General features: G+C 53.8%; 14 protein-coding genes. 9 read left to right on the top strand and 5 right to left on the bottom strand.

Translation table 11 applies throughout. The features are described from left to right. Positions 1-29: 29 nt before the first annotated feature. Positions 30-3548 (bottom strand): ATP-dependent helicase, encoded by a 3519-nt coding sequence (locus tag HMPREF2554_RS04815; RefSeq protein WP_070554244.1) that lies wholly within the window; start codon positions 3546-3548, stop codon positions 30-32. Positions 3549-3654: 106 nt separating this feature from the next. Here HMPREF2554_RS04815 and HMPREF2554_RS04810 point away from each other — a divergent pair, with 106 nt between their 5' ends. The 3 genes from HMPREF2554_RS04810 (at position 3655) to HMPREF2554_RS04800 (ending at position 6800) form a co-directional block, all read left to right on the top strand. Beyond that, complete coding sequence (locus HMPREF2554_RS04810) at positions 3655-4347, top strand: exonuclease domain-containing protein (RefSeq protein ID WP_013397449.1); 693 nt, start codon at positions 3655-3657, stop codon at positions 4345-4347. A 221-nt stretch (positions 4348-4568) separates the two neighbouring features. Then, positions 4569-5912: a threonine/serine exporter family protein gene (locus HMPREF2554_RS04805; RefSeq protein ID WP_013397450.1), complete on the top strand. Its 1344-nt coding sequence runs from the start codon at positions 4569-4571 to the stop codon at positions 5910-5912. Positions 5913-6137: 225 nt separating this feature from the next. Continuing rightward, the gene (locus HMPREF2554_RS04800; protein ID WP_013397451.1) at positions 6138-6800 is read left to right on the top strand and encodes a G protein-coupled receptor family protein; all 663 of its coding nucleotides are present in this window, start codon (positions 6138-6140) and stop codon (positions 6798-6800) included. 107 nt (positions 6801-6907) lie between these two features. On the opposite strand, the gene HMPREF2554_RS04795 is transcribed toward HMPREF2554_RS04800, so the two are convergent. The 3 genes from HMPREF2554_RS04795 to HMPREF2554_RS04785 form a co-directional block, all read right to left on the bottom strand. Beyond that, on the bottom strand, positions 6908-7480 hold the full coding sequence (locus HMPREF2554_RS04795) for a hypothetical protein (RefSeq protein WP_244864755.1): 573 nt from the start codon (positions 7478-7480) through the stop codon (positions 6908-6910). Positions 7481-7840: 360 nt separating this feature from the next. Next, positions 7841-8557 (bottom strand): hypothetical protein, encoded by a 717-nt coding sequence (locus tag HMPREF2554_RS04790; RefSeq protein ID WP_041321517.1) that lies wholly within the window; start codon positions 8555-8557, stop codon positions 7841-7843. 199 nt (positions 8558-8756) lie between these two features. Next, the gene (locus HMPREF2554_RS04785; RefSeq protein WP_013397454.1) at positions 8757-9203 is read right to left on the bottom strand and encodes a MarR family winged helix-turn-helix transcriptional regulator; all 447 of its coding nucleotides are present in this window, start codon (positions 9201-9203) and stop codon (positions 8757-8759) included. Between the two features lie 74 nt (positions 9204-9277). Here HMPREF2554_RS04785 and HMPREF2554_RS04780 point away from each other — a divergent pair, with 74 nt between their 5' ends. The 6 genes from HMPREF2554_RS04780 (at position 9278) to HMPREF2554_RS04755 (ending at position 14827) form a co-directional block, all read left to right on the top strand. Beyond that, positions 9278-9646, top strand: coding sequence for a VOC family protein (locus HMPREF2554_RS04780; RefSeq protein ID WP_070554242.1), 369 nt, complete (start codon positions 9278-9280; stop codon positions 9644-9646). 94 nt (positions 9647-9740) lie between these two features. Beyond that, positions 9741-10244, top strand: coding sequence for an EVE domain-containing protein (locus HMPREF2554_RS04775; RefSeq protein WP_246826006.1), 504 nt, complete (start codon positions 9741-9743; stop codon positions 10242-10244). A gap of 142 nt (positions 10245-10386) precedes the next feature. Beyond that, a complete protein-coding gene (gene hemL / locus HMPREF2554_RS04770; protein ID WP_070554240.1) occupies positions 10387-11736 on the top strand; it encodes a glutamate-1-semialdehyde 2,1-aminomutase in 1350 nt (449 codons plus the stop codon). A gap of 162 nt (positions 11737-11898) precedes the next feature. Next, entirely contained in the window at positions 11899-12900 is a 1002-nt protein-coding gene (locus HMPREF2554_RS04765) for a hypothetical protein (RefSeq protein WP_070524376.1), read from the top strand. A gap of 596 nt (positions 12901-13496) precedes the next feature. Beyond that, on the top strand, positions 13497-14225 hold the full coding sequence (locus tag HMPREF2554_RS04760) for a DUF6318 family protein (protein WP_037231075.1): 729 nt from the start codon (positions 13497-13499) through the stop codon (positions 14223-14225). A gap of 305 nt (positions 14226-14530) precedes the next feature. Next, positions 14531-14827 (top strand): hypothetical protein, encoded by a 297-nt coding sequence (locus tag HMPREF2554_RS04755; protein ID WP_141744368.1) that lies wholly within the window; start codon positions 14531-14533, stop codon positions 14825-14827. Positions 14828-14944: 117 nt separating this feature from the next. Here the strand turns inward: HMPREF2554_RS04755 and HMPREF2554_RS04750 are convergent, their stop codons facing one another. Beyond that, positions 14945-17800 carry a class I SAM-dependent DNA methyltransferase gene (locus HMPREF2554_RS04750; RefSeq protein WP_070554236.1) on the bottom strand — a complete coding sequence of 952 codons (2856 nt, stop codon included), beginning with the start codon at positions 17798-17800 and terminating at the stop codon, positions 14945-14947. Positions 17801-17938: the final 138 nt, after the last annotated feature.

Below are 17938 nucleotides of genomic sequence, written 5' to 3'. Positions count from 1 at the left end.
GTCCGGCAAGCAAAAGCCCCGTTGCCGGGCTAATCCTGAGTGATCTGGCGTCCCTGCGGGCATAGAGGGCAAATTTCGGGCAGGCGGCAGGTTTCCCCGGGCCGATGCCGCGTCTGCATAACAGCACCGGCGATCAGCTCCGCCGCACGCTGAACCAGCTGAACCGCCCAGATACCGGTTTCCGGGTCGAGCGCATCCTGCTCTTGGGGACGATTCCGGGAAGACGCTGCTGTGCCGTCACCCAGCTGCACGAGCGCGGCTCCCCCAGATTTGCGTGTGAAAACCTCGAAACGCTGGGGTGCCGCCTCGCGGTGCTCAAGCCCGGCAGGAATATCAAGACCGTCAGGCTCAACGCCGAAATCACGGCTCATGGCATCCCCGGCGCCCGCCTCTACCGCTACCTGATAGGCGGCAAGCTGGGCATGTTCGGCGATCTGGTTTTTATTGGGTTTGGTCTTGCCCGTCTTCAAATCAACGATGACGTATCGGCCGTCCTCGGTTTTCTCCAGCCTATCGACTCGCCCAGAAATCTGGGCGTTCACGGCATCGCCGGGAACCAAAACCCGGAAGGACCCCTCCACGCCCACGAGTTCGCGGTGATCACCCGGCATAATCTCATTGATATACACCGCGAGTTTATCCACCATTTTCTCTGCACGTTCACGTATCTGCTGCCCCTCCCAAGTATCAGGCAGCGCAAGCGTACTCAGGCGTTCTTCAAGCTGACCGCGCAGGGTCATATAATCGGCGTCCGGGTACTCTTCTGCGATCGCGTGAATGAGCGTTCCCAGCGAGCGCGAGGTGTCGGTCTGCGCCTCGGCACGAGCCGCCGATACGAACCAGTCTAGGGGCGACTTATGAATCGTCTCGATACGCGAGGGCGATACCGGAACTGTGAGTTTTTCGGGGTCACCAGAGTCAGTCGACAAGCCGTCGCGGTGTGGATGCGGTGTAAACGCATTCTGCTCGGTCGAGAGAGGCAAAAGTCCCCACCACTGTTCCGGGGCTGCCCCCGGTACCCCGGCCTGCGCCAGCCTGTTAAGCTGTGCTGCCGCAGCATCTGCCAAGGTGGGGTCTGTATCTTGAGCCTGCGCATACCGCCTTAGTTCCGCGACAAGGGCGCGCAAGGTCATGGGGCGGCGCACGTGGGTGATGTCGGCGGTGCGCGCATCCGGCACGAGAATATCGAAAAATTCGCTGGGTGCGTCTTCCGTTGAGCTCACGGCGGTAACAACGAGCCTTTCGTTCGCCCGCGATATTGCCGTGGAGAACATGCGTAATTCGTCGTGCCGCACCGCCCGCACGCGGTCGCTCATGCGCACCTGCTGAGCTGCGGCAACACCCATATCGCAGATGTCGGTCAGCTCACCAGCTTTGAGGAGCGAGCCGCGCACCGTCGTATTCGGCCAGGTTCCATCCTGCAGCCCGCAAACGTAGACAGTCTGCCAGTGTCTGCCCGCCGCGAGTGCCGGGGTGAGGATCTCAACCGCATCGTAGCGTTTGCCACGCGCTGCGAGGGTATCCATGGGAAGGTCTTGGGCATCGATATAGTCGAGGAATAGCTCAGCGGAGGAACCGGGCATCTGGTCGACGAAACGAGTAGCCGCCTCAAAAAGCCCTATCATGGCGTCAAGATTTCGATGCGCCCGCTCGGCTTCCGGCCCGGTCTGCGCGCTTTCGGTCACCCAAATTTTTTCGAGTCCGCTTGCCTGCCACAGCGCCCAGAGTACGGTCTCAGCGTTGGCGCCGCGTTCGGTGAGGGCCTTATGCCCGGCGGCAAGTACACGTGCCACGCGGCGTACCGCCGCACCAATGCCTTGCGCCGGTAGTGCCTGCGGGTTCAAGAGGGCACCCAGCAGAAGGTCGTCGCTACAGCGGTGCCCGCCCGCGCGCAGTTCTGCGGCGCGAAGCTGCTGACGTAGACGGCGCACTTCCATGCTGGATGCGCCCCCAAGCCGCGAAGTCAGCAGGGTAATCGCGTTGTGGGCGCCGCTGCCGGGGTTTGTGCGGTTTTCTTCGGCGAGAACATCGACTAGGCTTTGCCGTGCAAGCTTTTCGGCCTCATCATCGGCAGAATGTGTGCCCGCCTCCGTAACAGCTTCGGAGGTTATATTCTCCGTGAGGCTCCCGTCGAAATCGTTATGATCCGGCAGTTTCAGATAGTCGGCGCTTTGCTGACGGGCATAAACCAGCAGAGAAAGCGCATCCAGGAAAGGACGTACAGCAGGTTCATCACGCACCGGAACCAGCGCTGCACCCGTCACGGTGGGGATGCCGGATGCCGCCAAGACACGCCGGAACCGCGAAACTTCGGTGCCGCTTCGCACGATAATCGCCGAACGCGCATACGCCGCTCCCCGGTACAGATAGTCCTCAAGAAGGAGTTGTGCTACCTGGTTCGCCTCGTCCTGAGGAGAACCCAGAAGGTAGCCGAAAACTCCCTCGGGAAGTTCATCAGAGTGCCGCGGGTCAAGCAGGTCACCATCATCGCTGAGGCGTAGGAGCGCAGATTCCTCATATTTACTCGGTGCGGCCTGCGGTTCGCGCGGCGTAGGTACATTCGCAATCACGGGGAGCCGACGCGCGATATTCCGCCAGGCCTGGGTGATGGGCGCATTCATGCAGTACGAAGTCTTCAGTTCTTCTCGCTGCAGCTCCGGGAAAATCTGGGGTAGGGTCGCCGCTAGGTCGGGGCGCGCACCACGGAACCCCTGCACCACGGTTTCGGTGCAGCAGGTCATCAGTACCCGCGCGGACGGCGCAAATGCAGCCTCCACTGCCTCGCGCTGATCGCCCGTGTATGTGGCAAGAACCTGCCCCGGCTCACGCCCTACTAGGATGCGCATCAGCCGATACACGGAGGGGCTAAGTTCCTGCGCATCGTCAATCAGGATCAGGTCGAAGCGCGCGCGTTCCTCCCGCAAATATTCGGGGTTTGCCAGCAGGAAGGCGCACGCTTCATGGATTAACGCGGCGGGGTCGTAAGCGTTTGGGGCACGCAGACGGCGAATCTGCTGGTACTCGGTATAGAGCTGCGCCACCGAATGCCAGGCCGGGCGGTCCAGAGTTTGCGCCAGGTTTTCAAGATCTTCAGCGGTCAGCGCATATTCGGCAATACGGTCAAAAAAGTCACGAATCTCCTGGCGGAAACCACGAGTACCTAGAGCCTCATGCAAATCGGCGGGCCAGCGCACCGCCGCGCCTTTGCCTTCGCGGTGCCCCGCCAGGATTTCGCCAATCATTACATCCTGCTCGGGCCCGGAAAGCAGCTTTGGGGCGAACTCCACCCCGGGCAAAAGTCCCGACACATGCGCGCGGCGCAGCAGATCAAAGGCATACGCCGCCCACGCGCGAGTGGGTGCGGTAGACATACTGCGGTCGATACGCCGCGCCAGCTCATCACGCACACGAGTAGCACCCGCGCGGGTAGGGGTCAGCACCAAAAGCCGCGCGGGATCGCCCCCGGCGTTCAGAAAATCTACCGCCGCCGTAATCACGCGCTCAGTCTTGCCCGTACCGGGCGCCCCCAGGATGAGTGTAGCCGTCATGGCTTTAAGTTTATCGGGGTTTCTCGGCGCTACGCAGATATGTCCTCTGCCTGAGAACGTCACGAAGCATCGGGCATTTACACGCGAACTCCGCTAGGCTTGAGCTATGAGCTGGATAGATGCCCCTCGCGCAACCTTCGATTTAGAGACCACCGGTGTCGATGTGACCACCGCCCGCATCGTGACCGCTTCGCTGCTTCTGCTGAACCCGGATGGGAGCGTGCAGCGAGCTGGCGAGTGGCTGGCTAACCCCGGCATTGAGATTCCCGAAGGTGCCGCATCCGTGCACGGTATCACAACCGAATATGCGCGCTCCCACGGGCAACCTGCCCAGCAGGTGATCTGGGAGGTCGCGGGTGCGATCGGTTCGCTCTTCCTAGACGGCATACCCGTTATCGCGTTTAACGCCGCCTACGATTTTTCGGTGCTTCATCATGAGATGCTCCGCTATAACATCGCCCACGGCGAGCTGCCCGCCGGGCACATTCTTGACCCGTACGTGATTCATAAGCACGTTATTCCCCGCAAACGCGGCAACCGCAAGCTCGAAACCCTCACCGCCGAACACGACGTGGTTCTAGAGAACGCCCACACATCCAAGGCGGATGCCCTCGCCGCCGAGCGACTACTCGTTAAGCTCGCTGAGCGTTTCCCCGAGATTGCCACGGATGCCGCTGCCCTCCACACGCATCAGGTTCAGTGGTCGCTTGATCAGGCGCGCGATTTCCAGGACTGGCTGCGCACTAAGCCGGGTAAAGAGAACGAGGTTATCGACGGTCGGTGGCCAATACGCCGCTAATTCTCTATCAGCCTCGTTGATTTCGTCACGTTGAACAGAGTCTGTTGAGGCTGCTTAACTCCCCTATTGACTAAGTATCGCGAAGGTTATCTCGCCGGTTTTCAATACGTCCGGCACTATACCTGCGCGCCGCTAACCCCTATGCTAAAGAGGTAGGGGTTCTCGCCCTAAGGTGCAGTGCAACGCGCCGGTTATGTATCACATCAGCATTCAGAATTGTCATGGAATATCAAGACACCAACACGTACAGTATCTATCTCGGTTCCTCTCGCGAACAGCACAAATATATCGTGTCGCAATCGCAGGTGGTCCTCAAGCTCGGCAGAATCCTCATGAAATCGGGGGCAAGTGCCTACCGTATCAAGGCATCAATGGCGCGTTTAGCGAAGGCCGTGGGGCTACAGGAACATCATGCGCAAGTGACCTTCACAGAGATCGCCACCTCATCATATGCGGATGGTAATTTCCGCACTGAAGTCGCCGAGCAGCGCACGATGGGTATTAATTCCTACAAAATTGACCTGTTGGGTAAGTTCATTTCTGAGCTTCCCGATCGCATATCTCCATCTGAGGCTGATGCCGAGATTACCCGCATCGATTCCATGCCGCATCTCTACAAACGCTGGATGCTCTCCCTCGCCTCCGCCATAGCCTGTACCGGGTTCGCCTTCCTCAATAGGGGCGGTCTGGTGGAATGCCTCGTCGTGTTTATTGCCGCTGGTGCCGGTCAATTTTTGCGTTCTACTCTCATGAAGCGCGGCACAAGCCATATGGCGATTTGGATGGCGTGCGGATTTCTTGGAGCAGGAACCTATATTGGAATTATTAGGCTTCTGGTGGCTCTAAACCTCGTGGGAAGCGACCATATGGTGGGGTTCATCTCCTCAATTCTGTTCTTGGTGCCGGGCTTCCCTATGGTGACCGGCATGCTCGATATTTCCCGCATGGATTTCCTGGCCGGTGTTTCACGCCTGACCTATGTGGCGGTGCTTTTGGTGAGCGGGTCTTTTGCGGTGTGGGTTCTTGCCTCGCTCTTCGAGATTCCGCTTCTGCAAAATATTCGCCCGGATATTCCGGTGGGGCTATATATCCTACTGCAGGTTATTTCATCGGGAGTTGCCGCCGCCGGGTTCGCCATGCTCTTTGCTGCATCTCCCGTGGCGTGCGTGTGGGGCGGCGTTATTGCCGCTATCGCTAATCCGGCACGGATTTGGCTTGTGGAGGCGGGCTGGGCTCCCCATATGGCGGCGACGGTCGCGGTGTTCGGAGTCGGCATTATGGCGGAGATCGTGGCGCCGCTGCACGGGCGTAAATATTCGCGTATATCCCTGTCGGTGCCTGCCGTAGTGACGATGGTTCCGGGTGTGCCGTTTTATCTGTCAATGTCGTATTTTTCGGGCGGGAATATGTACGCGGCTACCAATGGTTTCGTGCAGTCGCTCCTCACCTTCTTGGCCCTGGGGCTGGGGCTGGCGTTTGTGCGCCTTCTTTTCGATAAGAACTGGCTCTTTGATCAGGATACTCAGGTGATGAAAAAGCTCGATAGCGCCTCACATATGCGGTAGATCTTCTGCAATGAATGCGTGACGGCTCGTCGTTTAGGTGGCCGGTTCTGTAAGCTTTCGTGACGAGTCAGCAACCCTGTGCCCTATCTCGTGTGCTACGTTTGTATTGTTTCAGGGGTTTTGTGCCGCTCACACTCACCAACCAAGCGACTGCTCTTCCGGTGTCGCTCGTTTGCACGGCATATTTTCCTCTCAACCAATTACCGAACGAGAAAGATCACCGTCATGCTACACCGTATTATCCAGCGCCCTCTGAATACTGCCTTTGATAAACTTTATGCACGCCGTGCCGCCAAGTTCCCTATAAATCCAGATGGTGTTTTGCGCGTCAGACATCCAGCCTTGATCCTTATTTCGGTCTTCATCTCGGCTCTGGTGGGCACTCTGCTCACAGCTCTTATCGTGTATATGGTGCTGCATCCAAACACAACGCAAACGCCCCAACAATCACTCTCAATCCTGGGCTCTTTTATCCTGTGTGTTGTTATCTTTTATGGCTTAGCCGTTTGGGCGTACCTCAACTATAGAAATATCTACGTTGAGACAGCGCGCGACTATGTAGAGCAACGAAATGCTTTCGGCCGGATCACCCGCATCTATTACAGCGAGGTAAGCGCTTACAGCTATTGGTACGAGTACAACAACAAAATGCTGACGCTGTTCTCCTCTGACGGCCGTCAAGTTTCTTTCCGCCCCAAAATATACCGTGGGGAACGGGTGCTCGCGGTTTTGGCGTTTAGGATGTATAACTCCCGCTGGCCTGACCCGCGAAACAGTAGCGATCAGCACATTGTCGAAACTCAAGCAGCAAACGGTATCGCCGAAAGAGCCCTCTGGAATGAGCATCCGGTCGGTAAGAACCTGTTGATGCCGCAGGACATTCAGTAATTCCGCAGTAAACGGTGGGAGCAGAAATTATTTGGCTGTTTCTGCTCCCACCGTTTATTGTCACGGGCTATATTCCGGGTGAAATTATCTGAGGCTTGCAGGTTTTACTATGCGCTCCCCTGCGGTGGGTTTTGGTTCTGCTGATAGTTGTGGGGCTGCTGCAGGTATCCATAGGGGTTCATCTGCTGGTTCGAGGGCTGCTGACCTGAATTCAGATAGCCCTCTTGAGGATACGCGTTCTGCGGGTATTGTGGCGGCATTGGTTGTTGTGGGACAGCAGTCTGTTCGGGCGTTATAAATCCATTTACTTGAGGGTATTCCATCAAGAAATCGGTTACTTCATATTTGGAGTCTGCTAGTTTCATGATCACAAGTTCATCTTCAGGGTTCTCAAGGTCAGGCCAACGACCAGAACGTGCCCGCGCATAGAGCAAGGCGCCAAAGATTCTTTCTTGAGGTTTGGCCGGAATACACGAGAAAACTGTGTTTCCCCAGGGATCTATCAGATAAAGATCATCGCTAAGGTCTTGAGTAATTTTCCAGTGCTGCCCATCTAAGGTTTGACGTTTCCTTTTGGGACTGTATATATACCCGTCAATAGCTGCAAAGGGAGTAAATTTTTCTTTCCCGAAGACGGTCTGAGTCAGGAACCCTTCAGAGGTTATATCGATATAACTCATATCATGCTGAGCAACGAGGAAAAATAAACCTAATATCAGGATGGGTCCACCATATGCAAAGATTGTTATCTTAATGGTATGCGACCCATCATATTCTCCTGAAAATATGAGTGGAGCAAAATACAGATATCCAATAACTAAAATATAGAGAATATAGTTAGCTCCATGAAAGCGCCGTACGCGGTACGGATGTTTTTTAGACTCCACCCAAGATTGTGCCAGCGAGAAAATAAGGTGAATAGAACATAGCGCTGCCACGGCAATCCAGGCAAAAACCATTATAGAAACTCCATATCATCGGTGATATTTCCCTACCAGGATACCCTGAGAGGTACCCAGGTCTCATGCACAGTTCCTCCCTTAAAAATCCTGTCGCCATCGATTAACGGTTAGATACCTGACAACCACATCTTTCGTGTACTCCGCCAGAATTTTTTCATCCTCTGAGTACCCCAGCTGAGGCCATCGTTCCTGCATACCGCGAAACATCAAGCACTGTCCCACATAATCCGGCATGGCCGAATGACGTACCTGTGTCTGAAGAATTTTTTTACCTTCGTGATTGATCACGCGGAGCCTATCGCCGCGGGAAGTATTCACAGCGTGTCGATCTCCCATAGACACGCGAAGGGTTCCTTCGAAATCAAATCGAGCTGGGCGATAATCGTACCCTTTGATATCAGAAAAAGGAATATTATGCACTCGCCCAAAACCACTACGAAAGACAAACCCCGAAGGAACAAGCTCGATATACCGAATCGTGAGACCACGTATAAGGAGAATAATAAAAATAAAGAATGCGAATATTAGGCACATCGGTACAGCAAAAAGTACGATGACTATAGGAGTCCCTGCGCTTGGCGTCAGAATGACAGAAAGAACAAATGCAAAGAAACTGCCAAAGCCCACCAGAAAAATATCAACAATCACTAGAATCCACCACGGGTATCGTGCCCGCCGAAGCATTGCTTCGCTCTCACGTTTAGCTCTCATCCCCAAATAGGTAATATGTAACGCTGCACAGGTAAGCAACACACCACCAACAATACCTGCACTCACAAAAACTGATGTATTCACAGGTGTACATCCTCCCACGGTCCTTGACGTTCTATAGATTATTTAAATAATTCTTTGGTGAGTGTCTAAATATTCTGATTCTCGCAACTGGTGCCAGAGTCCCCCATTCTGTTCTTTATTGGCATTTCAAGGCTAGCATTACATCTCCTCCAATACGGGATATTTAAGTCTTAGAGGGAAGATTTTGCTCCTCCTTGCATCAGGTCTTTGACCCTCCAGCGTGCAGCCCTTCAATACAGATCGTCAGCAAATCCCATAATTCTTGCCGTTTCGCATCGCTGAGCCCACCCACCATGTGCTGCTCAACATCGCGGATGCGCCCGGTCGCCTGATCGAGCACACGCTCCCCTTCCGCTGTGAGTATGGTCGGTAGCGCGCGACCTCGGGGGGCTTGTTCTGCTCGCTCGATCAAACTGCGTTCTTGAAGCCCTCGCAAAAGCGTATTCATCGTTTGGCGGGTTACGAAAGCCTGCCGCGCCAGCTCAGCATTAGAAGCACCCGGGGTAGATTTTAGAATTTCCAGGCACACGTATTGCGCAACGGTAATCCCAAGCGGGCGCAGAACCTCTTCCATGCGCGAGCGCAGCAGTGATTGCACTTCTTTGAGTCGATATCCAATAAGTTGGTTAAATTCCTCTTGCCTCATGTCAATATTCTGACATATGCTGTTAATGTCAGTATCCTGACATGCAAAATATGGTCTATTCGAGGAGGACTATCATGACGGTGACCGGCCCCAGCTTCATCGCATTGCAGGTGCGCGATCTTGAGCGTTCCGCGCAGTTCTACGAAACCTATCTCGGCTTGCGCCGCACCCCGCAAGCGCCGCCGAATGCCGTGGTCTTCGCAACTGAGCCCATCCCCTTCGCCGTACGCGAGCCGCTGCCCGGGGTAAACCTTGACGAAATTTCGCGCCCCGGCTTGGGTGTGGCCCTGTGGATGCACGGCAGCGATGTGCGGAGTCTTCTTACGAAGCTCAAGGAAGCTGGCGTGCGCATCCTGCAAGAACCAACACCCGGGCCTTTCGGCGAGAGCATTATTTTTGCTGACCCGGACGGGTACGCGGTGACGGTACACGATCGGGTCTAACGATCCGCTTCAAGACATAACCTGGAGTCCGGGGTTTATCAATACCGTGTGAGCCCCGGACTCTTGGTACTCTTCACAGTTTTAGGAGGTTCTTATGCGCTACTGGGTTGGAGTAGCCTCACGCGATCATGTTTTACTCGGCGTTGCGGGCGGATTCTGCCAGGTTTGCCACGGCAAACAGGCACCGCTGGCACGTATGAAACAGGGCGATTGGATTCTGTATTACAGCCCTAAAACCGGCATGAATTCTGGTGAGAAAGTTCAGGCTTTTACCGCTGTGGGGCAGATTGTGGATGACCGAGTCTACCAGTTCCGCATGGCCGAAAATTTTGAGCCATTCAGGCGTGATGTTGTGTTTCAGGATGCGCCGCATCCATGTCCGATTGAGGTAGCACGCGAGCACCCCGAATGGCGGAGTTATGCGAAACAGCTGCGGTACGGACATTTTGAAGTCTCCCACGACTTCTTCGAGCACATTTACCGTTACATGATGGCGAGCAAGCACGAGATAACCCCCGAACAAGCGTTAGGCGGCCATGCGACTGTATGCCATGCTAACCCATCGGCGGCAGCAAAGTGTGGGCGATCGGGCATGTGAAAACAAATCTAACCTGCCCGTTATATTCGGTTGCCAACTCACCCAGGTCCGTGAGTATTGACGCAGCGTCGCTGTCCGATAACCGATAACCGCCTATCATGGGATAAGAGAATTCCAGGCGCCCACACACGAAAGGTTACCCATGAGCGTATCAGCCGAACACCACCTTGCACACCAGCACAGCGAAGAGCTTTTTGAACGCTCCCGTTCCGTAATCCCCGGCGGGGTAAACTCCCCCGTGCGCGCTTTCAACTCCGTGGGCGGCACGCCTGCTTTTGTGGACCGCGCATCCGGCCCCTATATTTATGATGCTGACGGCAACGAATACGTAGACCTCGTCTGCTCGTGGGGCCCGGCGATTCTTGGGCACGCGCATCCGCAGGTTGTTGCGGCGGTTCAAGAGGCTGCCTCACGCGGGTTGTCATTCGGCGCTGCATCCGCGCCCGAGGCAGAGCTCGCAGAGCTTGTGGTCGATCGCATCAACACCGCGATCCCCGGCGCAATCGAGCAGGTACGTATGGTATCTACTGGCACCGAAGCCACCATGACTGCTATTCGCCTGGCACGCGGCATCACCGGGCGCGATAAAATTATCAAATTCTCGGGCTGCTATCACGGGCATGTGGATGCGCTGCTCTCTGAGGCAGGCTCCGGCGTGGCGACTCTCGCCCTACCCGGCTCGGCGGGAGTGACCGCAGCAACCGCATCCGAAACTATCGTGCTCCCCTACAACGATCTTGACGCCGTGCGCGAGGCTTTCGCCGCGCATCCGGGAGAAATTGCCGCCGTCATTACCGAAGCTGCCCCCTGCAATATGGGCGTGGTGACTCCCGAACCGGGCTTTAACCGCGGTCTGCGCGAAATTACGCAGAGCAATAATGCCCTGTTAATTTTTGATGAGGTGCTGACCGGTTTCCGTGTCTCGTCCGCCGGGTACTGGGGTAAATTTGCTCCCGAAGATAACGGTTGGGTTCCCGATATTTTCACTTTCGGTAAAGTGATCGGCGGCGGTATGCCGATCGCCGCACTCGCCGGTAAACGTGAGGTGATGGAGCATCTGGCACCGACCGGTCCCGTCTACCAGGCGGGCACGCTCTCGGGTAATCCGCTCTCGGTGGCATCCGGCATTATGACCCTCAAACTTGCCGATAATACCCTCTACCGCACGCTCGATACACGTTCGGAACAGCTGCAGGCTGCGCTGGCGCAGGCGCTTACCGATGCCGGGGTGGATCATTCGATTCAGACGGCAGGCAACCTGTTCTCGGTTGCCTTTGGTACCAGCGAACACGGCGTGCACAACTATGCCGATATTAAGGGTTCTGCCACCGCCAAATACACGGCGTTTTTCCACGCCATGCTTGATGCCGGCGTATACCTTCCCCCGAGTGCTTTTGAGGCGTGGTTCCTCTCAGGGGCACACGACGATACCGCGATGGAACGCATCATTGAGGCACTCCCGGGCGCGGCACGTGCAGCGGCTAAGGCGTAGCAACATCCTCTGACCCAGTGCTTTCCCACAAAATCTCGTTATAAATTCCGAACTCTGCCCGCCGTCAGCAGCAGCTTCTCAGCTTTGCTGGCGGCGGGTATTTTCTGAGATATTCATCCATACTGTTGAGCGTCGCGAAAGCGAACAACGTAGAATGCTGTTATGGACTTTCGGGATATTTGGCTTATAGCATTCATCGTGTATTTGGGGTTATGCCTGCTCATTGAGGCGGTCTATCCGGTGCGGGTGCGTAAAAAGTATGCGCTCAAAACCGAGCACGCTAAGTGGTTTTGGTCGTATAAACACTTTTTCCTGTACCTTTGGGCATGGATTGTTAACGCGTCCCTTTTCATGCTGTTCTGGGAGTTTAATGAAATACTCCGCCCCATAGCCCTATCTCTCCCGTTCCTGATGGTATATGCAGCGGCACGTATTGGGCGGCGCAACTACCGCATCTTCCACGGCGCTTCTCCAGACGACCGCGCTGTGGGTATGCCCAAAATCTACAGCGCTACCCTGGGTAAGCTCAGCAAGCCCCTGCGTACGACGGGTCATCAATCTGGACTAACGCTAGATCATGACCTGAGCACTACCGCGCTGATAAGCGGCCTTATCTTTTTCGCGTCCATTGCCCTGTTTTTGCTTCGGCTGACCGATATCGATTTTGAATACGCGCCGCCGGTTCCCTATAACGCTATTATTCTGGGAATCGGATATATTGCCGGTATCGTCGCGCTCGTCTCGTATACGAACTCGTACCTTGTCTCCACCCCCACTCTTCTGCAGGTCGGCCGGGGACCTTTCCGCAACCCGCGCGATATTCCATACCGCCAGCTGAGGAGTTACCGCGTGGTGCCTCAAGACCCAGATGCCACTGACCCTGATACCAAAGATTTATCGCAGTGGAATCTGGAATTTAAGGTACCTCGGGCCAACAAATATACGAAAGAGCTACGCGACCCCAATCTTGAGTATTTGGTTCGGCAGATTGCCTTCCGCGTGGAGCAAGAACGCTGGGCTGACGATAACTCCCCTGCCGACCGAGAACGGCTCGAAGAATATGGCCGGGATGCGCGCCTCGTGTGCATCACTAAGGGCTATATTCCGGCCGGTAAACACGCGCAGGAGGCGGCAGATCGCGCATCCTTCAAGCAGACACATTAGAGTTTTCCGCACTCTGCTGCACAGGCACAAATGGGTTCTCTATTGTCGTGACGCTATCGCAGAAATGCTGGTTTCACGTTTTATGGAGAGCCTATCTTTGAATATTCTTCGCTTTTTGCCGATATCTTCTCAATCCGGCACTAAAAGTTATGACAGTAAAGTAAATCTTCTACATTTCTTCAACGGTTTTCTGAGAATATCCTATTAAATTAAATATTTTTTACGTAAACTTTGTGATTGGTTCGCACAAAACGTTTATTCGTCGTACAGTTGCACTAGAGGTACTCTTTTGAGGATCTTCTGCCCTGTATTGTGCGTACCGTTTTGCGCATCCGCACCATGAAATGCGGATATAAGATGCGGCTCTCGCAAGGTACTCGGCGAATCCTCAAAGATTTCCTTGACCTTCCCTAAAGAAGATCACAACGTTCTGCGGCTGGGCGCAAACCTTCCGGATCGGCTAATTCAGGCCGAGAGTATGCGTCACACCATCGTCGGTTAGCTCGCCTGCTGTGCAACACTGAGGTTCTTCTGTGGGGGTACATATCACTTCCGACTATTCACCAACCACTACAACTCAGAAAGCCAATTCACCGATGAGCATCAGCAATAACTTCACCACCTGTACACGCCGAGCCGCGTTCGGTTTTCTAGGAGCTTCGTCTCTGGTAGCGCTCTTGACCGCCTGCGACGACGAGGACAAGCCCGGTGCACGGCCCAGCACGACAACCAGCAGCGCTGCCGCGCCTGAGACCGAGCCTCCAGAACCTGCCGATTCACCCAGTGCCGCCCCCAGCTCATCCGGCCCCAAGTATTCCGGCAAGTCTAAAGCTCCTGCGGGAGAGTTCCGGGCGGCCGATATTTACGGCCCGGCACAGAATGTTCCTAAACCCACAAATCCACCTGGCTACACCGAACCCACCCTTGACGGCATGATGAAAAGCATGAAGGCATGGACGCAATGGCGCAATTACGGCATGCAGACAGGTGATTACACCGAGGCATATAAGTTTGTGTCTAAAAACCTCGTCGAAGAGATTAATGCTTACAACGCAGATGCAAAACTGTACCACGACGGTGGGTGGATTATTGGCGGTGAGCAGCGCTCTTATGATTTCAGAAATGACCCCGTTCATCAGGGTAACGGCGTGTATTCCTGGGATTTCTTCGTGGGATGGTCCTATATCATCACCGTAGGCGCAGATGGGCGGCACAAACGCAGCAGGAATACCAACTATGCCGATAATCTTTACACGCTCACCGTTCATTATGAAGAAACAGGTTGGATTATCGACAGCATTACCCGCAAGCAAGCCCAGAAATAACTCTTAGATTTTGCTTTCCTAAACGTATTAACCCCCGCCGGTACATTCATGATGGATGCACTGGCGGGGATTTACCGAAACTGTAGGTTGGTTACAGATACATAAGTTGTCTTCGGTGCACATAAGTACACGGAGTTCGGAAAAACCGTAAGTATGGCAAGAGCTCACTAGGCTTGCATCCACAATCGTCCCTATTCAGACATGGACGGGTGTGCTCGTTCCTGCGCCCCCAAACTTACGACGGACGATATAGATGCGGTACCTAGTTGCACAATAACGCGCTAAAGTGCCTATCCGAAAAAGACGTGGCGATAGACTTTACATTACTTATATTCAAAGACATAAATACGGTGCGGTTTGTATATAAAATCCGCAAGGTATATCTTCAAAATATGACTCACTCTCAGAAAGAACAACGGAAGAATTTCAAAAATCGCAAACCGGGCGATGGGCTTTTAAGCTACGGGATTATTCTCTTAGTTCTAGCCGTTTTACTCGCATTTTCAACTGGAGTAGTTTCTCCCGCAGCAAAATTTTTTGGATTTGCTGGCGTGCTATGCCTGGTAGGATACGGCATTGTTCGTGGTGTACGCCGCGACTAATATTATTGTCTACATCATCTTATGGATTACGGCGAACTAACCCATAACCGTAAAAATGGTGTAGAAAAGTTCGGTACAGAAACTATGAAGTTTCTGCACCGAACTGGTGAGTAGCAGTTATTCTGCCGTGAGTTCTGCGTAGCGGGCGAAGAGGATTTCGAGGCGTTTATTGTTGGACGCGCACAGCTTGGCGGCTCCGAACGCCTTGTCGACGTGACGATCCAGTTCCTTATGAGCCTTCAATAACTCAGAATTCATCGCCAGCGGATTGTACATATCTGCGAGTGAAACGCGACCACCGTGCTTTTCCGCAAGTGCCTCGCGGACTTTAAGAATTTTCTGCCCCGCCGCAATAATTTTGGTGCGCAAATCCTCAGAGATTTCAGGAAGAGGAAGGTTATTCCACACAAGAGTATTTGAGAAACGTAAGTCAGATTTTAGTTGACCCCCAACAGCACGTTGCCAGGTAATAAACATGGACGAGCTCATGATGGCGAAAAAGAAACCGTCCGGGTCTAGGGCGGTATAAAGCTGATTCCCAGCGATAACTTCAGCGGGAAGATGTGCCACCGTATAAAAGGGGCGAGTCTCTGAAACTACGGCAGGAATACCGACATAGTTATCCAACGGACGATTCGTGTTTGGACGCATTAAATGTGGGGTGTCTCGATATTTATATGCGTCTCCCGTTGGTGTCTGTTTGCTGCGCCATTCTCGGTTAGCTTCAATGCGCTTTTTAAGCACTGGGCTCTTAGCAATATCTGCCGGATTTACGTCTTCGAGCCAGAGGCACCATCGATCAAGTCCACGCACGAGTTCCTTACCCATACGGAAAGGCTGAAGATATTTTACAGCAACAGGATCAGCAGATACTTCTGCGTAATCTTTTTCTTCCACAATGAGGTTTCCGTTATCAGCAGGTTTAGTACCAAACTTTACTTCAGGTAAATGCGCTAACGGTTTCGACCGTTTCTTCACCAGAATATTGGGAGCATCCAGAAGATAAGCATTAATACTTTTGACGTCTGCCGCTTCACGAGTCTGTTTTGCGTTCCAGTCATACTCAAATAGGCGCGGTTTGTAATCCTCAGAGCGGGTGAATCCGGTAATCACGCAGTGCACCGCTGCCTGACCGGGCGCCTGAGAATCCCATGGGAACGTGTGATAAGCGAATTTAATGCGCCACCCTTCCCGAAAAATCGGGCCAAAAAGCGCCGGAACCGGTTGTCCTTGCGCAATGGAATTAGTCGATACGAAAGCAAATTCGCCATCATAATCACGATCAAAGAACTGTACCGCTTTCCAAAACCAGGCGGTCACAAAATCCAGGTAGCCGTCATAATCTTTGCCCCACACCTTTTTCATAGCGGAAGTCTGTGCTTTAGACATCGTCCACTGTCCCAAAAACGGTGGATTACCAAAGACAAAAACCTTGGTGGCTCCTGCCGGAATCAACTCACACCAGTCGGTGGTGAGCGCATCCGCATGCACAATATGAGCTACCGAGGTAATCGGCAAACGTGTGGGAACCTGGCCCAACGCGCGCGCCAAGGCACGGTCAGCCTGAAACTCCGATAAGAACATGGCGACTTCCGCAATCCTTGAAGGCCACCAGTTAATCTCAATCCCGTGGAACTGCGAAATGGAAAGGCGCGTGCTCCAAGACGCATCCAGCGTCAAGCCACCCGACTCCTCAAGACGGTGAATCTCAGTGAGCACACGGGTCTCAAGTTCACGCAGCTGCATATACGCAACCTGCAGGAAGTTCCCAGAGCCGCACGCCGGATCCATAAAATGTATGTTCCCAAGCTCATCAAGAAACGCCGCAAGCCCGGCCCGCTTAGCCTTAGAACCCTTGGTGGAAGCAATCAGACTTTCTGCGCGGGCACGCAAATCATCCAGAAAAAGCGGGTTAATGGTTTTAAGAATGTTCTCTTCCGACGTGTAATGCTCACCTGCCGCGCGGCGCGCCTCACGCGACTTCACCAGCTGGAACATCGAGCCGAAAATAGCGGTTGAAATCTGCGACCAGTCAAAACCGCACGCAATCAACAGCTGCTCACGCAGCTCACGCGTAAAATACTCGGTCGGGGTGCGCTCTGCAAACAGCGAACCGTTCACGTACGGGAACCGGGCCATTAGCTCAGGTACGTGGCGCATCCGCGAGCGCTTAGCTTCGGGAGTGTCCAGGTACTCAAACAAGGCGTTAATCTGTGTTCCCAAGTCTGAACCGTCTTCGCGGGTATGTTTACGCAGAAAACGGGTGAAAAGATGCAGCTCCCAAATACCGGCGTCATCACCAAACAGAAGGAAAAGAATACGGGTGAGGAACATCGAGGTTTCCTGCACGCGAAGGTCTTCATCTTCGGCATTCTGCGCGGCTTCTTCACCGACAGGAGTATCAGTATCGCCAAGCATCGCCTGGTATAGGTTCGCCATAATTTTCGATGCGGCTATCGTGAGTTCCTGTTGTTCCTCAGCACTGATGGCTTCTTCGCCCGCTAGGAATTTCAAAGTGTCGTAGCGTTCCGGTAACTGTTCGAGTGTGAACTCTTCCCGGTCACCAGTGCGGCGGTTCACGAATATGAAACGCTCAAAATCACTAACCGCAAGGTAACGCGGCAGGTTCTCTTCGGGAATACTCCCACCAGCTATGTAATCGCGAGCCTGGTCGAGCGCTTCCTCAAGGTTTTTACCTTCGGTCTTTTGCTCGACCAAAAGTACAGAAGGCCAAAACACATCAATTCGCCCATGATTACCAGTGCTTGCGCGGCGTGCGGGGCGCTCAAACTCGGCGACGGTGCCGGGTTTAATACCAAAACACGCAAGAAGGGAATTCCAGAAGGTTTGGGTCTCGCTAATTTCAAAGTTCTTGCGAGATAACCGTCTATGACTGTCAATTTTCTGCCGCCACTGCTGTGTGAAACGGCTAAGTTCGCCCTGAATATAGGTGCGGTCATAATAAGTCTGCATCAGATGTCCAGTCCTGATTGATGTGGTGATATAGCGTTTCTATTGTGCACGGTGAGAAAGGTAAAAACCTAATGTTTCTCTATTGGTATGCATAAAACGCACAACAAATTACGGATGCGGTAATTATCGTCCGTCGCG

Origin of the sequence: Rothia sp. HMSC071F11 (assembly GCF_001809115.1) — a bacterium.
GTDB lineage: Bacteria > Actinomycetota > Actinomycetes > Actinomycetales > Micrococcaceae > Rothia > Rothia dentocariosa.
Note: the sequence above shows the minus strand (reverse complement) of the source record. Positions and strands in the feature narration are given on the sequence as shown.

What these genes read in the sequence shown, in the direction of transcription:
- HMPREF2554_RS04750 (WP_070554236.1), bottom strand. Translation starts at nt 17,800, where the DNA reads ATGCAGACTTATTATGACCGCACCTATATTCAGGGCGAACTTAGCCGT.
- HMPREF2554_RS04805 (WP_013397450.1), top strand. Translation starts at nt 4,569, where the DNA reads ATGGAATATCAAGACACCAACACGTACAGTATCTATCTCGGTTCCTCT.
- hemL (WP_070554240.1), top strand. Translation starts at nt 10,387, where the DNA reads ATGAGCGTATCAGCCGAACACCACCTTGCACACCAGCACAGCGAAGAG.
- HMPREF2554_RS04815 (WP_070554244.1), bottom strand. Translation starts at nt 3,548, where the DNA reads ATGACGGCTACACTCATCCTGGGGGCGCCCGGTACGGGCAAGACTGAG.
- HMPREF2554_RS04785 (WP_013397454.1), bottom strand. Translation starts at nt 9,203, where the DNA reads ATGAGGCAAGAGGAATTTAACCAACTTATTGGATATCGACTCAAAGAA.
- HMPREF2554_RS04765 (WP_070524376.1), top strand. Translation starts at nt 11,899, where the DNA reads ATGGACTTTCGGGATATTTGGCTTATAGCATTCATCGTGTATTTGGGG.
- HMPREF2554_RS04780 (WP_070554242.1), top strand. Translation starts at nt 9,278, where the DNA reads ATGACGGTGACCGGCCCCAGCTTCATCGCATTGCAGGTGCGCGATCTT.
- HMPREF2554_RS04795 (WP_244864755.1), bottom strand. Translation starts at nt 7,480, where the DNA reads ATGAGTTATATCGATATAACCTCTGAAGGGTTCCTGACTCAGACCGTC.
- HMPREF2554_RS04775 (WP_246826006.1), top strand. Translation starts at nt 9,741, where the DNA reads ATGCGCTACTGGGTTGGAGTAGCCTCACGCGATCATGTTTTACTCGGC.
- HMPREF2554_RS04760 (WP_037231075.1), top strand. Translation starts at nt 13,497, where the DNA reads ATGAGCATCAGCAATAACTTCACCACCTGTACACGCCGAGCCGCGTTC.
- HMPREF2554_RS04810 (WP_013397449.1), top strand. Translation starts at nt 3,655, where the DNA reads ATGAGCTGGATAGATGCCCCTCGCGCAACCTTCGATTTAGAGACCACC.
- HMPREF2554_RS04800 (WP_013397451.1), top strand. Translation starts at nt 6,138, where the DNA reads ATGCTACACCGTATTATCCAGCGCCCTCTGAATACTGCCTTTGATAAA.